12 protein-coding genes are annotated in these 14246 nt (G+C 71.8%); 3 read left to right on the top strand and 9 right to left on the bottom strand.

Translation table 11 applies throughout. The features are described from left to right. Positions 1-3: 3 nt before the first annotated feature. The 7 genes from ACQKM2_RS22660 to ACQKM2_RS22630 form a co-directional block, all read right to left on the bottom strand. Positions 4-1818 carry a branched-chain amino acid ABC transporter permease gene (locus ACQKM2_RS22660; RefSeq protein ID WP_427712352.1) on the bottom strand — a complete coding sequence of 605 codons (1815 nt, stop codon included), beginning with the start codon at positions 1816-1818 and terminating at the stop codon, positions 4-6. A 5-nt stretch (positions 1819-1823) separates the two neighbouring features. Next, complete coding sequence (locus ACQKM2_RS22655) at positions 1824-2753, bottom strand: branched-chain amino acid ABC transporter permease (protein WP_427712349.1); 930 nt, start codon at positions 2751-2753, stop codon at positions 1824-1826. Between the two features lie 107 nt (positions 2754-2860). Further along, complete coding sequence (locus tag ACQKM2_RS22650; protein ID WP_427712346.1) at positions 2861-4090, bottom strand: branched-chain amino acid ABC transporter substrate-binding protein; 1230 nt, start codon at positions 4088-4090, stop codon at positions 2861-2863. 300 nt (positions 4091-4390) lie between these two features. Continuing rightward, on the bottom strand, positions 4391-5017 hold the full coding sequence (locus ACQKM2_RS22645) for a Tat pathway signal sequence domain protein (RefSeq protein WP_427712343.1): 627 nt from the start codon (positions 5015-5017) through the stop codon (positions 4391-4393). Beyond that, on the bottom strand, positions 5014-5445 hold the full coding sequence (locus ACQKM2_RS22640; RefSeq protein ID WP_427712341.1) for a hypothetical protein: 432 nt from the start codon (positions 5443-5445) through the stop codon (positions 5014-5016). Before ACQKM2_RS22640 ends, ACQKM2_RS22645 begins: the two co-directional genes overlap by 4 nt. Positions 5446-5501: 56 nt before the next feature. Then, the gene (locus ACQKM2_RS22635; RefSeq protein ID WP_427712339.1) at positions 5502-5966 is read right to left on the bottom strand and encodes a PaaI family thioesterase; all 465 of its coding nucleotides are present in this window, start codon (positions 5964-5966) and stop codon (positions 5502-5504) included. Positions 5967-6016: 50 nt separating this feature from the next. Beyond that, positions 6017-8287: an FdhF/YdeP family oxidoreductase gene (locus ACQKM2_RS22630; protein WP_427712336.1), complete on the bottom strand. Its 2271-nt coding sequence runs from the start codon at positions 8285-8287 to the stop codon at positions 6017-6019. A gap of 253 nt (positions 8288-8540) precedes the next feature. On the opposite strand from ACQKM2_RS22630, the gene polA reads away from it, so the two are divergent. Continuing rightward, positions 8541-11261: a DNA polymerase I gene (polA, locus tag ACQKM2_RS22625; protein ID WP_427712333.1), complete on the top strand. Its 2721-nt coding sequence runs from the start codon at positions 8541-8543 to the stop codon at positions 11259-11261. A 41-nt stretch (positions 11262-11302) separates the two neighbouring features. Here polA and ACQKM2_RS22620 read toward each other — a convergent pair whose 3' ends face one another. Then, complete coding sequence (locus tag ACQKM2_RS22620; RefSeq protein ID WP_427712331.1) at positions 11303-12163, bottom strand: DUF4184 family protein; 861 nt, start codon at positions 12161-12163, stop codon at positions 11303-11305. Positions 12164-12309: 146 nt separating this feature from the next. On the opposite strand from ACQKM2_RS22620, the gene ACQKM2_RS22615 reads away from it, so the two are divergent. Beyond that, positions 12310-13557: a lytic murein transglycosylase gene (locus ACQKM2_RS22615; RefSeq protein ID WP_427712329.1), complete on the top strand. Its 1248-nt coding sequence runs from the start codon at positions 12310-12312 to the stop codon at positions 13555-13557. A 22-nt stretch (positions 13558-13579) separates the two neighbouring features. Here the strand turns inward: ACQKM2_RS22615 and ACQKM2_RS22610 are convergent, their stop codons facing one another. Then, positions 13580-13975 carry a DUF6234 family protein gene (locus ACQKM2_RS22610; protein ID WP_427712328.1) on the bottom strand — a complete coding sequence of 132 codons (396 nt, stop codon included), beginning with the start codon at positions 13973-13975 and terminating at the stop codon, positions 13580-13582. Positions 13976-14103: 128 nt separating this feature from the next. Here ACQKM2_RS22610 and ACQKM2_RS22605 point away from each other — a divergent pair, with 128 nt between their 5' ends. Next, positions 14104-14244, top strand: coding sequence for an SPW_0924 family protein (locus ACQKM2_RS22605; RefSeq protein WP_125817158.1), 141 nt, complete (start codon positions 14104-14106; stop codon positions 14242-14244). The last annotated feature ends 2 nt before the right edge of the window (positions 14245-14246 follow it).

Here is a 14246-nt window from a genome sequence, read left to right as displayed (position 1 = left end):
GGATCAGGCCCCTGCCTTGCCGAGGACTGTGGGCGCTTCGAGGTCCTTGTGGAGTTCGAGCTGGTTGCGCCGGTTGGGGATGAGGCCTTCGGGGCGCAGGCGCATCAGGATGACGAGTGCGATGCCGAAGACGAGGAGCTGGTACTCGCCCAGGAACTGGAGCTTGTTGGGGATCATGAAGAGGAGGGCGCCGCCGACGAGGGGGCCGGAGATGGTGCCCATGCCGCCGAGTACGACTGCCGCGAGGAGGAAGGCGGAGTTCGGGGGGACGGCGTTGGCGAAGACGTACTGGTCCGGGGTGACGGTGTAGTTCACGTGGGCCTGTACGGCTCCGGCGAGGCCGGCGAGGGTGGCGCCGAGGGCGAAGGCGATGAGCTTGACGCGGAAGCCGTTGATGCCCATGGCTTCGGCGGCGGTCTCGTCTTCGCGGATGGCGACCCAGGCGCGCCCGATGCGGGATTCGGCGCTGCGGCGGAAGACCATGATCACGATGAGGGTGACCAGGAGCATCAGCAGGAAGTAGTTGGCGAAGCGGCCGACGGCGATTCCGAAGATGCTGTGGGTGGCGCCGAAGTCGAACCCGAAGAGGTTGACGTTGGGGACGCCGGCGACGCCGTTGGGGCCGTTGGTGAGGTCGGGGCCGGACACGCCGTCGAGGTTGTTCATCGAGATGCGGAAGATCTCTCCGAAGCCGAGGGTGACGATGGCGAGGTAGTCGCCGCGCAGGCGCAGGGTCGGGGCGCCGATGAGGACGCCGAAGACCATGGAGGCGAGCGCGCCGAGGAGGATCGCGGCCCAGAAGGGGAGGTGCACTCCGAAGGGGGAGTTGGGGGAGCCCGAGACGAGGGCGGCGGTGTAGGCGCCGACGCCGAGGAAGGCGACGTAGCCGAGGTCGAGGAGGCCGGTGAGGCCGACGACGATGTTCAGGCCGAGGGCGACGGTGGCGAAGATGAGGATGTTGACGCCGAGGGTCGCGTACTGGTCGTCGGTCTGGGTGAGGGGGAAGGCGGCGGCCGCGACGAAGGCGCCGACGAGGGCGACGTTGCGGTGCTTGTTGGTGAGGGCGGTGAAGCGGGCCACCAGGCCGGCCTTGTTGAGGGCCGTGAAGCCGAAGCCGGCGGTGATCAGGAAGCCGATGAAGAGTTCCTGGTAGGGGGTGGTGACGCCGTAGGTGAAGACGCCGAGGGCGACGGCGAGGACGGCGGTGATGATGAGGATCTCGGCGTAGGCCGGGAGGGCTCGGGCCGGCTTCGGGGTGCCGGCGGCGTGGGCGGCCTTGGTGACGGCCCAGCTGTTGCCGATGTTGTGCTTGGTCTGCTCCCACCAGCTGTCTTCGGGGTCCGCGAGTTCGGTGGCGGGGCGCTCGAAGGGGAGGGAGCGGGCGCCGAGGTAGGCGGCCAGCGCGGTGACGAGGGCGACGAAGCCGCCGGGCTCCAGGTTGACGAGGCCGCCGAGGGTGTTGCTGATCGCCCAGGCGGTGTAGGCCACGGTCAGGAGGGTGCCGAGGGCGCAGAGCTTGATCGCGGCGTCGGTTCCGGCGGGGGCGATCCAGCGCAGGCCCTTGACGCCGTAGGAGCTGAGGCCGAACAGGGTGGTGAGGGCGCCGCCGACGAGGACGAGCCACTGGAGGCCGCCGGGGTATCCGTAGACGGTGAGGTCGCCGGGGAAGGCGGAGGTCCAGGTCCAGGCGAGGAAGCAGGACAGGGCGGTGAGGGCGCCGCCGGCGGTCGCGAGGGCGCGGGCGGTCTTCTCGGGGAAGGAGATTCCCGCTCGGCCGGTGGCCGCCGTCTGCGGCGTGGTGTCTGTGGTGGTCGTCATGGTTCTCACGCCCTGTCCGCCACGCGCTCGCCCATCAGGCCCTGGGGCCGGAAGAGGAGTACGAGGATGAGGAGTACGAACGCCCAGGTGTTGCCCCAGGACTGGCCGCCGAGCTGCTGCATGCCCGGTACGTCGGCGATGTAGGCGGTGGTCAGGGTTTCGGCGAGGCCGAGGACGAGTCCGCCGATCATGGCGCCGTAGATGTTGCCGATGCCGCCGAGCACGGCCGCGGTGAAGGCCTTGAGGCCGAGGATGAAGCCCATGCGGTAGTTGACTTCGCCGTACTTGAGGCCGTAGGCGACGGCTCCGACTGCGGCGAAGGCGGCGCCGAGGGCGAACGCGACCGTGATGATGCGGTCGGTGTTGATGCCCATGAGCTTCGCGGTGTCGGGGTCCTGGGCGGTCGCCTGCATGCCGCGGCCGGTGCGGGTCTTCTTGACGAAGAAGCCGAGGAAGGCCATGGAGATGGGGGCGGCGAGGAGCAGGAAGACGTCACCGGTCTGGATGGTGATGCTGCCGAGGTGGAAGGGGCCGCCGGGGATTTCGGGGAAGACGACGGAGGACTTCGCGTCGGGGTACCAGGCCCACACGACCTGCTGGAGGACGATGGAGAGGCCGATGGCGGTGATGAGCGGGGCGAGGCGTGGGGCGCTGCGCAGGGGCCGGTAGGCGAAGCGTTCGGCGCCGACGGCGATGAGGGTGGCGACGAGGATGGCGCCTATGAGCATGAGCGGCAGCGCGATCCACATGGTGGTGCCGCCGGGGAGCATCAGCCAGACCGTGAGGGCTCCGAACCCGCCGGTCATGAAGATCTCGCCGTGGGCGAAGTTGATGAGCTGGACGATGCCGTAGACCATTGTGTAGCCAATGGCGACGAGCCCGTACATGGATCCCAGTAGCAGGCCGTTGACCAGCTGTTGCGGCAGTTCGTGCACCGCAGGTCCTCCGAGTCTTTCGACGGATGTGACACCGCGCGGGGCGCTTGGTGCGCGCCCCGCGCGGCAGGTGAGGGGTGAGGGCTAGGGGGTCAGCCGGTGGGAGGTCAGCCGGCGAGGGTGCCGGACTCGACGGTCTTGAAGTCGTCGCCGTCGACCTTGTAGACGGTGAGCTGCTTGTTGGTGGCGTCGCCGAACTCGTCGAAGGAGACCTTGCCGGTCACGCCTTCGAAGTTGACGCCCTGGACGGCCTCGAGGACCTTGGCGCGGGCGTCCGAGGGCAGCTTGCCGTTGTTGGCCTCGACGACCTTCTTGACGGCCTCGATGACGGCCCAGGCGGAGTCGTACGAGTAGCCGCCGTAGGCGGAGTAGTCGTCCTTGTAGCCGGCCTTCTTGTAGTTGTCGACGAACTCCTTGGCGGAGGCCAGGCTCTCGACGGGGGCGCCGACGGAGGTGCAGAGGTCGCCCTGGGCGCTGGCGCCGGCGAGCTCGACGTACTTCTTGTCCTTCATGCCGTCGCCGCCGACGAGCGGGATGTTGGTGCCGGAAGCCTTGATCTGCTTGCTGAGCGGGCCGGCCGCGGGGTACTCGCCGCCGTAGTAGACGACGTCGGCGCCCGAGGACTTGACCTGGGTGACGATGGCCGAGAAGTCCTTGGACTCGGGGTCGATGTGGCCCTCGCCGGCGACCTGGCCGCCGAGCTTGGTGAACTCGCCCTTGAAGGTTCCGGCGAGGCCGGCGCCGTAGGTCTTCTTGTCGTCGATGATGAAGACCTTCTTCTTGCCCGCCTTGTTGAAGAGGTACTGCGCCGCGTACGGGCCCTGGATGGCGTCCGTGGTGGCGGTGCGGAAGTAGCTCTTGTAGGTGCGGACCTTCTGGCCCTCGGCCCACTTGGGGCCCTGGGTCAGGGAGGGGCTGGTGTTGGCCGGGGAGATCTGGGCCAGCTTCGCGTCGTCGAAGACCTTCTGCATGGCTTCGGAGACGGAGGAGTTGAGCGGGCCGACGACGCCGAGGACGTTCTTGTCGGCGGTGAGCTTGGTGGCGTTCTGCTGGCCGGAGGAGGCCTGCGCCTGGTCGTCGAGCGCCTGGATCTTGAAGGTGACGCCCTTGACGTACTTCTTCTCGTTGGCCTGCTTGGCGGCGAGGTCCGCGGAGTTCTTGATGCCGAGGCCGAGGGCGGAGAGGTCGCCCGTCAGCGGGGCGTCGACACCGATGACGACGGTGGTGTTGCCACCGTCGCCGGATCCGCCCTTGTCGTCGCGCGAGCCGCAGGCGGTGAGAGTGAGAGCGCCCGCGGCGAGGGCGGCGGTCACGGCGATGAGCTGACGAGAACGCACGATCAGTCCTTTCCTGGCGCCGCGTCCCCGGTGGGACGCGTCGAGTCGAACGCGGGGAACCGAACTGAAGTAAATCCGGCGGTCGCGGTAACTGGCCGTGACTCTAGGCGGCTCATCGGCGGTTATGGAGGGCTGAGGCCAATGATGTGACTCTCTTGTTATGCCACGGCGTAATACATAGCGGTTCACGGGGGGTGGAACGGGGGAATTCAGGCCGGTTCGTCTTGTCCGCATCCTGAGACGAGGCAGGACCATTGGGCGGTTTGGGTCCTGACAAGCCAGGACTCTGGGGCTTTTTGCTCATGACGGCCCCGGAGGGGTCGCGTCTCGGGCTTCGGGACAGGCCCTGGTCAGCGCCACGGAAAGATCCCTGGCATATCGGTCACCGGGGATGTAACTGTGATCCTCTTTCTGGAATCCATTACTCAGGGTCACTTCCAGGAATGGGAGACCCGAATTCCGTGCTACATGCACGCAGTCTTTTGCCTGAATGAGAACGAGGAGCTCGCGGACTTCCCCCACCCGGACCGTGGCCGGAAGGGATGGCCGGATCGTCACGCCGAGCGCCTGCGAGGGCTGGCCGATCCGCTCGACCGTGACGGCGGGCCCCACCTCCGTCCGCACACGCACAGTGAAGGCGAAGGCGGCGCCGTCCGGGGCCGGTTCCACCGGATCCGCGTACGTGAGGGACAGGGCCTGCGAGGGGGCGGGCGGCACCTCCGGGCGGGGCGGCTCGGGCCGCGTGGCGTATATCCGGGCGGCGGCCGCGGCCAGCACGGCGGCCGACGCGACGGTCAGCACGGTCCTGCGGTGGCGGACGTAGCGGGACCGGATCCAGTCCGCGCCGCGCGTACGAGGCGCCCTGCGCGGCCCCTGGCCGCCCTCGGTGCCCTCGCCGGGTTCCACCGGGCCGATGCCGGCGCTCACTGCCAGGGCCCGCCGGTCGGGGTGCCCGAGCGGTGGCGCTCGGCACAGCGGGCTTCCGCGTCACGGGCGGCGCTCTCGCGGGCGGCGGCGGTGCCCCCGGTGCGCTGCTCGGCGCGGGCGGCTTCGAGGACGGCGCGCAGGATCTCGTTCTGGTCGCCGGACAGGCCCATGGACTGGTAGTCCAGGCCGACGGCGTCCTCGTCCTCTCCCGCGTCGAGGACGACCTGCGCCCAGTGGGTGACGAGGGCGGTGCACAGGGCCTGGGGCGGGGTGGTGCGGGGTGCGGGGGCGGTGTGGGGTGCGCGGGTGGGCCCGGCGCAGCCCGACAGGAGGGTGATGGCCAGGGTGGCCGCGGTGAGGGCGGCGGCGAGGGGCGCCGTCGCTGCGTGTGCGGCCGTGGCGCCGCGCGGCGCCGGTCCGGATCCCATGCGGGAACGCTAGACCGGCGCCGGGGGCGGCACAACGGCTCGTACCGGCCGGGGTGTTAAGACTCCGTGTCGCGCAGCAGGCAGGTGAGGCGGGCGGTGCAGACGCGGCGGTCCTGCTCGTCGGTGATGACGATCTCGTAGGTGGCCGTGGAGCGGCCGCGGTGGACGGGGGTGGCGGTGCCGGTGACGTGGCCCTCGCGGACGCCGCGGTGGTGGGTGCAGTTGAGGTCGACGCCGACGGCGATCTTCTTGCTGCCGCCGTGCATCATGGCGCCGACGGAGCCGAGGGTCTCGGCGAGCACGGCGGAGGCGCCGCCGTGCAGGAGTCCGTAGGGCTGGGTGTTGCCCTTGACGGGCATGGTGGCGACGACGCGTTCCGCGGAGGCCTCCAGGATCTGGATCTCCATGCGCTGCCCGAGGGCGCCCGCCGAGAAGAGGGCGGGCAGGTCTATGCCCAGGGCCGCGTACTCGTCGAGGACTTCCTGGGGGAACTTCACGGCGTGCTGCTGCTCGGCGGCCATGGGCGTGCTCCGTTCGTCAACGATCGTTAACCAGTGTCTGGCTCGTTCTATCAGGCCGGTTCGAAGCGGACGACGACGGACTTGCTGGCGGGGGTGTTGCTGGTGTCGGCGGTGGAGTCGAGGGGGACCAGGACGTTGGTCTCCGGGTAGTAGGCGGCGGCGCAGCCGCGTGCGGTGGGGTAGTGGACGACGCGGAAGCCGGGGGCGCGGCGTTCGACGCCGTCCTTCCACTCGCCGACGAGGTCGGTGTAGGAGCCGTCGGCGAGGCCGAGCTCGGCGGCGTCCAGCGGGTTGACCATGACCACGCGGCGGCCGCCGGTGATGCCGCGGTAGCGGTCGTCGAGGCCGTAGATGGTGGTGTTGTACTGGTCGTGGCTGCGCAGGGTCTGCAGGAGGAGCCGGCCGGCGGGCACCTTGGGGTACTCGACGGGGGCGGCGGTGAAGTTGGCCTTGCCGGTCTTGGTGGGGAAGCGGCGTTCGTCGCGGGGGGCGTGGGGGAGCCGGAAGCCGGCGGGGCGGGCGGCGCGGGCGTTGAAGTCCTCGAAGCCGGGGACGACGCGGGCGATGCGGTCGCGGATGGCCGCGTAGTCGTTCTCGAACTCCTCCCAGGGGGTCCTGGAGGCGGTGCCGAGGACGGCGCGGGCCATGCGGGCGACGATGGCCGGTTCGGACAGCAGGTGCGGGGAGGCGGGGGCGAGGTTGCCGCGGGAGGCGTGGACCATGCCCATGGAGTCCTCGACGGTGACGAACTGGCGGCCGCTCTTCTGGACGTCCTTGTCGGTGCGGCCGAGGGTGGGCAGGATCAGGGCGCGCCGGCCGGTGACCGCGTGGGAGCGGTTGAGCTTGGTGGAGACGTGGACGGTGAGGGCGGTGCGCCGGATCGCGGCCTCGGTGACGTCGGTGTCGGGGGTGGCGCCGACGAAGTTGCCGCCCATGGCGAAGAGGACCTTGGCCCTGCCGTCGCGCATGGCCTCGATGGAGCGGACCACGTCGTAGCCGTGGGCGCGGGGCGAGGTGATGCCGAATTCCTTGTCGAGGGCGTCGAGGAAGGCGGGGGCGGGGCGTTCGAAGATCCCCATGGTGCGGTCGCCCTGGACGTTGGAGTGGCCGCGGACGGGGCAGACTCCGGCGCCGGGGCGGCCGATGTTGCCGCGGAGCAGGAGGAGGTTGACGACCTCGCGGATGGTGGCGACGGAGTGCTTGTGCTGGGTGAGGCCCATGGCCCAGCAGATGATGGTGCGCTTCGAGGCCAGGACCATGGCCAGGGCGCGTTCTATCTCGGGGCGGGTGAGGCCGGTGGCGGTGAGGGTCTCGTCCCAGTCCGCGTCCTTGACGGCGGCCGCGAGGGCCTCGTAGCCGTGGGTGTGGTCGCGGATGAAGTCCTCGTCGAGGGCGCCCTCCGTCTCGATGACGAGCTTGTTGAGGAGGCGGAAGAGGGCCTGGTCGCCGCCGATGCGTATCTGCAGGAAGAGGTCGTTGAGGGCGGTGCCCTTGAGCATGCCCAGGGGGGTCTGGGGGTTCTTGAACCGCTCCATGCCGGCCTCGGGCAGCGGGTTCACCGAGATGATCTTCGCGCCGGCCTCCTTGGCCTTCTCCAGCGCGGAGAGCATGCGGGGGTGGTTGGTGCCCGGGTTCTGTCCGGCGACGATGATCAGGTCGGCGCGGTGGAGGTCTTCGAGGTTGACGCTGCCCTTGCCGATGCCGATGGTCTCGCTCAGTGCGGAGCCGGAGGACTCGTGGCACATGTTGGAGCAGTCCGGCAGGTTGTTGGTGCCGAATTCGCGGGCGAAGAGCTGGAAGAGGAACGCGGCCTCGTTGCTGGTGCGGCCGGAGGTGTAGAAGAGGGCCTCGTCGGGCGAGGACAGGGCGCCGAGCTCCTCCGCGATGATCTCGAAGGCCTTCTTCCAGCTGACGGGTTCGTACCGGTCGGCGCCCTCGGGCAGGTACATCGGCTGCGTGATGCGGCCCTGCTGGCCGAGCCAGTAGCCGCTGCGGGCGGCGAGCTCGGGGAGCGGGTGGGCGGCGAAGAAGTCCGGGGTGACGCGGCGCAGCGTGGCCTCTTCGGCGACGGCCTTGGCGCCGTTCTCGCAGAATTCGGCGGTGTGCCGCTTGTCGCCCTCGGGCCAGGCGCAGCCGGGGCAGTCGAAGCCGTCCTTCTGGTTGACCTTGAGCAGGGTCCGCGCGGTGCGGGCCAGGCCCATCTGCTCGTTCGCGATCTTCAGGGTGTGCGCGATGGCGGGGAGCCCCGCTGCGGCGTGCTGGGGCGGCGTGACGTGCGGTGCGTCCTGTACCGGGTCACCTGTGGGCGGCTTGGTCGCCATGGCGCTCCCCTTCGAGCGTATGTACGGATGCAGCATGTGTTGCCGCATCCTTCGATACTTTCACGGCCCTCCGCGGGCCGGGAGGGCGGACCGGGGCTCCGGCGTCACCGGGCGCATGCGCCGGGGGAGGCAGGTGGGGCGCACGCGCCGGGAGGGGCGGCGGGTCCGGCCCGGCCGGCCCGGCCGTCCGGGTTCCGGCCGTCCGGGGCCGTACGCGCGGGGAATGTCGGTGGGGGCGCCTAGGATCGGGGGCGTGGCAGAGACAGCATCGAAGAAGACCGACCAGCCGACCGCAGCGGACCGCCCCCGCCTGATGCTCATGGACGGGCACTCCCTGGCCTACCGGGCGTTCTTCGCGCTGCCCGCGGAGAACTTCACCACGGCCACGGGCCAGCCGACCAATGCCATCTACGGCTTCGCGTCGATGCTGGCGAACACGCTGCGCGACGAGGCGCCCACGCACTTCGCGGTGGCGTTCGACGTGTCCCGCAAGACGTGGCGCACGACGGAGTTCCCCGAGTACAAGGCGAACCGTTCGAAGACCCCGGACGAGTTCAAGGGGCAGGTCGAGCTGATCGGCGAGCTGCTCGACGCGATGAAGGTGCCCCGGTTCGCGGTGGACGGCTTCGAGGCCGACGACGTGATCGCCACGCTGGCGACGCAGGCGGAGGCCCTCGGCTTCGACGTCCTGATCGTCACGGGCGACCGCGACTCCTTCCAGCTGGTCTCCGAGCACACCACGGTGCTGTACCCGACGAAGGGCGTCTCCGAGCTGACCCGGTTCACGCCGGAGAAGGTCGAGGAGAAGTACGGCCTCACCCCGCAGCAGTACCCCGACTTCGCGGCGCTGCGCGGCGACCCGTCGGACAACCTGCCGGGCATCCCCGGCGTCGGCGAGAAGACCGCCGCCAAGTGGATCACCCAGTTCGGGTCGTTCGCGGAGCTGGTGGAGCGGGCCGACGAGGTCAAGGGCAAGGCCGGGCAGAACTTCCGCGACCACCTGGAGGCCGTGAAGCTCAACCGCGTCCTGACCGAGATGGTCAAGGACGTCGAGCTGCCCAAGACCCCCGCCGACCTGGCCCGCGCCCCCTACGACCGCTCCGCGGTCACCGGCGTGCTGGACGTGCTGGAGATCCGCAACGCCTCCCTGCGCGAGCGGCTGCTGGCCGTGGACCCGGGCGCGGCCGAGGAGGAGGCCCCCGCCCCGGCGGCCGGCGTGGAGCTGGACGGCTCCGTGCTGGGCGCGGGCGAGCTCGCGCCCTGGCTCCAGGAGCACGCGGGCGGCCCCCTGGGCGTGTCCACCGTCGACAGCTGGATGCTCGGCACGGGCAACGTCAGCGAGGTCGCGCTGGCCTCGGCGGGCGGCGCGGCCGCCTGGTTCGAGCCGTCCGCGCTGGACGAGGCCGACGACCGCGCCTTCGCCGCCTGGGCCGCCGACGCGGCACGCCCCAAGGTGGTGCACAACGCCAAGGGCCTGATGCGGGTCTTCCCCGAGCACGGCTGGACCCTGGCCGGCGTCACCATGGACACCGCGCTCGCCGCCTACCTCGTCAAGCCGGGCCGGCGCTCCTTCGCGCTGGACGTGCTGTCCGTCGAGTACCTGGGCCGCGAGCTCCAGCCCCCGGCCGCCGACGGCCAGCTCGCCTTCGGCGCCGACGACACCGCCGAGGCCGACGCCCTGATGGCGCAGGCCCGCGCGGTCCTCGACCTCGGCGACGCCTTCACCGCGAAGCTGCCCGAGGTCGGCGCGGTCGAGCTGCTCCACGAGATGGAGCTGCCCACCTCCGAGCTGCTGGCCCGGCTGGAGCGGGCCGGCATCGCCGCCGACCGCGACCACATGGAGGGCATGGAGCAGCAGTTCGCCGGCGCCGTGCAGCAGGCCGTCAAGGAAGCGCACGCGGCGGTCGGCCACGAGTTCAACCTCGGCTCGCCCAAGCAGCTCCAGGAGGTGTTCTTCGGCGAGCTGGACCTGCCCAAGACGAAGAAGACCAAGACCGGCTACACCACGGACGCGGACGCGCTGGCCTGGCTGGCCACGCAGACCGACCACGAACTCCCGGTGATCATGCTGCGGCACCGGGAGCAGGCCAAGCTGCGGGTCACCGTCGAGGGCCTGGTCAAGTCGATCGCCGCCGACGGCCGGGTGCACACCAGCTTCAGCCAGACCACCGCGGCCACCGGCCGGCTCTCCTCCACCGACCCCAACCTGCAGAACGTGCCGGTGCGCACCGACGAGGGCCGCGCCATCCGCCGCGGCTTCGTCGTCGGCGAGGGCTACGAGTCCCTGATGACCGCCGACTACAGCCAGATCGAGCTGCGCGTCATGGCGCACCTCTCCGAGGACGAGGGCCTGATCGAGGCGTTCCTGTCCGGCGAGGACCTGCACACCACCGTCGCCTCGCAGGTGTTCGGCGTGGAGCGCTCCCAGGTCGACGCCGAGATGCGCCGCAAGATCAAGGCCATGTCGTACGGGCTGGCGTACGGGCTGTCCGCGTTCGGTCTGGCGCAGCAGCTGAACATCGAGCCGGCCGAGGCGCGCGGGCTGATGGAGACCTTCTTCGAGCGGTTCGGCGGGGTCCGCGACTACCTCCAGCGCGTGGTGGACGAGGCCCGCGCGACCGGCTACACGGCGACGGTCTTCGGCCGCCGCCGCTACCTGCCGGACCTCAACAGCGACAACCGCCAGCGCCGCGAGGCCGCCGAGCGGATGGCGCTGAACGCCCCGATCCAGGGCACCGCCGCCGACATCGTCAAGGTGGCCATGCTGCGCGTGGACAAGGCCGTCGCCGAAGCCGGGCTGAAGTCGCGGATGCTGCTCCAGGTCCACGACGAAATCGTGCTGGAGATCGCCCCCGGCGAGCGGGAGCGGGTCGAGGAGCTGGTGCGCCGCGAGATGGGCGCGGCCGTCGAGCTGCGCGCCCCGCTGGACGTGTCCGTGGGCGTCGGCGGCGACTGGGAGTCCGCCGCGCACTGATCCCCGTACGCGTGGTGTCCGGACGCCCGTCCCCGCCTGCCTCAGGCGGTGGGGACGGGCGTCCGCGTCTTCGGGGCCGGGCGGCGGGGCCGGTCCCGGTCGCGGCGGTGGCGCAGCCGTACGAGCGCCCCGTACAGCAGCAGGCCGACCGCGAGGCCGCCGCCCGCGCCGAAGCAGACGGTCGGGATGATGTCGAGCGGGGTGCGGATCCGGTCGTAGAAGGTGTAGAAGCGGATCACCCGCAGGGTGATCCCGACGGCCGCGCAGCCGGCGATCAGGGCGGCCGCGCCCCACAGCTCACCGCGGCCGAGGACGGGTACGGAGGCGGGCGCCGGCCGGGCCGGCAGCCGCCGCAGGCCGGTCACGGTGAACCAGAGCAGCACGCAGGCGGCCGCCGCCGAGGAGCCGTACTGGAGGTAGGAGTAGAGGGGCAGGCCGAAGGCGAGCGGATCACCGAGCCACGGCAGCGCGTTCGTCCCCCAGCGGTCCAGGTGCGTGAAGCTGTCCCACACCACGTGGGTGAGGGAGCCGGCCACCGCCGACAGGTAGAACCACAGGGCGAGCGCGGCCGCCGGGCGTCCCCGCCAGTCCTCGCCCCGGACGAAGCCGTGCACCCGCCCCCGCGCGTTCCGCGGCAGGAGCGCGATCAGCGGCTCGCGCAGCAGCAGCCAGCACGCCGCGAGGAGCGCGGTCAGGGCGGCGTCCACGGTGGCCACCCCGAGCAGGGAGTGCGCGAAGTGCCCGTAGCCCATCACGCCGTTCACGACCGCGTCCGCGAAGTAGAAGGTGTCCGGCGCGAACGACCCGAGGACGAGCGCCGAGGCGACCAGCGGCCCCCGGGCGTGCCCGGCCCGGCGTATGGCCGGAAGCACGGCGGCCGCGTGGCTGAGAGTGAACGGCAAGAGGTCTCCTCGGGCGGTCGGGGTCCGCACAGTATGCGTGAGCTGCGAGGGAACGTGGGGATGTGGTGAATTTCCGCGGCGCATCACGTGTCCTGTGAACGGAGCTGACGTAGGGTCACGCGGACGTCTAGGGGAGGGGACCCGTCATGTCGGCACGGATATTCGGACGCGGCCTGCGCAGGGGCGCGGCCGCGGCTCTGGTCTCGGCTCTGGTGGCCGCCGCCATGACGGCGTCCCAGGCCCCCGCGGGCGCCGACGAGGAGCGCGTGGTGGCGGCCGGCGAGGAGGCGGCCGAGCAGCAGGCGGTCCGGGGCGGCGGCGGGGACTCCTCCTACTTCACCGAACTGCCGCCCCTCGTAAGCCCCCAGCCACCCGCGGTGGTCCTGCCGGACGGCCAGTCGGGCGCCCCCGTGCAGCCGGAGACCGCGCCCGTGCCGTCGCCGGCCGCGGTGCCGGCGGCGGACCGGCCGGTGGCCGAGGGCGCGCAGGGGATACCGGCGAGCGTCCTCGCGGCGTACCGCGCGGCCGAGCAGCGGGTGGCGGCGGACGACCCCGGCTGCGGGCTGCGCTGGCAGCTGCTCGCGGCGATCGGCAAGGTCGAGTCGGGGCAGGCGCGGGGCGGGCAGGTGGACGCCGCCGGGACCACCCTGAGGCCCATCCTCGGCCCGGTGCTCGACGGGAACGGCTTCGCGAACATCTCCGACACCGACCGCGGGGCCTTCGACGGCGACGCCCGCTACGACCGGGCCGTCGGTCCGATGCAGTTCATCCCGTCCACCTGGGCGGCCTGGGGCCAGGACGCGAACGGCGACGGCCGGCGCGACCCGAACAACGTCCACGACGCCGCGCTGGCGGCCGGGCGCTACCTGTGCGCGGGCGACCGCGACCTGCGGACGGGGGCCGGCCTGGACCGGGCCGTGCTGTCGTACAACCAGTCCGCGGAGTACCTGCGGACGGTGCGGTCCTGGTTCACGTACTACCTCCAGGGCGCGCACGAGGTCCCGGACGCGGGCGGCAGCGGCGCGGGTCCCGGTACGGGCGCCGGCGCGGGCGTCCCGGCGGGGCCCCGGCCCGCGGACCCGAAGCCGAGCCCGACGCCCACGCCGACCCCGACGCCCACGCCGAAGCCCACGCCGACGCCCACCCCGACTCCGACTCCGTCGCCGAAGCCCACCCCGACGCCCACGCCGACGCCGAGTCCGTCGACCAAGCCGACGCCGAGCCCCACGCCGACGCCCACTCCCACCCCGAAGCCGTCGCCGTCGCCGACGTCGAGCCCGACCCCGGCGCCGTCCCCGACCACCACTTCGCAGACGGGCCCGTCGGCGTCCCCGGCCGCGTCCCCGACCGGCACCCCGCAGCCGCCCAAGCCGAGCCCCAGCCCGGCCCGTTAGGCCAGGGCGGCCGCGGCCCCGCTCAACCGTTGCACCAGGGCGCCGACGGCGAGTCCCGGCAGGGGCTCGCCTGCTTCGGCCTGTCCTCGTGCACCTGGTAGGCCGCCCCCAGGACGATCGCCGTCACCGTGGCCATCGCCATGACGCCCTGGGTCACCGCCGTCACCCCCGCGCCCCGCCCGGACGCCCGCAGCGCCACCCGGGCCATCAGCGCGGCCAGCACCCCGGCGGCCACCAGGTACCCCCACACCGGGTGCGGCTCGGCCTCCGTGGTCGGGTCGAAGTCCAGCCCGGTGAGCACCCACACCATGAAGACGCCGGCGAGCGCGATCAGTTCGACGATGGCGAGCCCCACCGCCCCGGCGATGTCGGCACCCAGGTCCCTGCGCCGCTCCGGGGCGGCCGTCGTCGTACTCATGCCCGCCAGCCTGCCGCCGGCGGGCGGCCCGGACATGAGTACGCGTACTCAACCCGACGGTTCTCATCTCACCCCCGCGTTGCTACGGTACGCCTCCCTGACGACCCATCAGATCCCGGAGGTCCGCCGTGCGCGCACTCGTCGCCGCCGCCGTCGGGCTGGCCGCCGCGCTCGCCCTCGTCCTCGCCGTGACCGCCGCCGGCGTGCCGGAGGGCAAGACCTCGCCCAGACCGCTGCTCACCACCGCGCCCCCCGCGCCCGGAAAGTAGAG

Origin of the sequence: Streptomyces sp. NPDC004126 (assembly GCF_050275515.1) — a bacterium.
Classification (GTDB): domain Bacteria; phylum Actinomycetota; class Actinomycetes; order Streptomycetales; family Streptomycetaceae; genus Streptomyces.
Note: the sequence above shows the minus strand (reverse complement) of the source record. Positions and strands in the feature narration are given on the sequence as shown.

Coding starts and splice junctions, on each gene's coding strand:
- ACQKM2_RS22635 (WP_427712339.1), bottom strand. CDS start 5,966: ATGGCCGCCGAGCAGCAGCACGCCGTGAAGTTCCCCCAGGAAGTCCTC.
- ACQKM2_RS22640 (WP_427712341.1), bottom strand. CDS start 5,445: ATGGGATCCGGACCGGCGCCGCGCGGCGCCACGGCCGCACACGCAGCG.
- ACQKM2_RS22630 (WP_427712336.1), bottom strand. CDS start 8,287: ATGGCGACCAAGCCGCCCACAGGTGACCCGGTACAGGACGCACCGCAC.
- ACQKM2_RS22660 (WP_427712352.1), bottom strand. CDS start 1,818: ATGACGACCACCACAGACACCACGCCGCAGACGGCGGCCACCGGCCGA.
- ACQKM2_RS22610 (WP_427712328.1), bottom strand. CDS start 13,975: ATGAGTACGACGACGGCCGCCCCGGAGCGGCGCAGGGACCTGGGTGCC.
- ACQKM2_RS22615 (WP_427712329.1), top strand. CDS start 12,310: ATGTCGGCACGGATATTCGGACGCGGCCTGCGCAGGGGCGCGGCCGCG.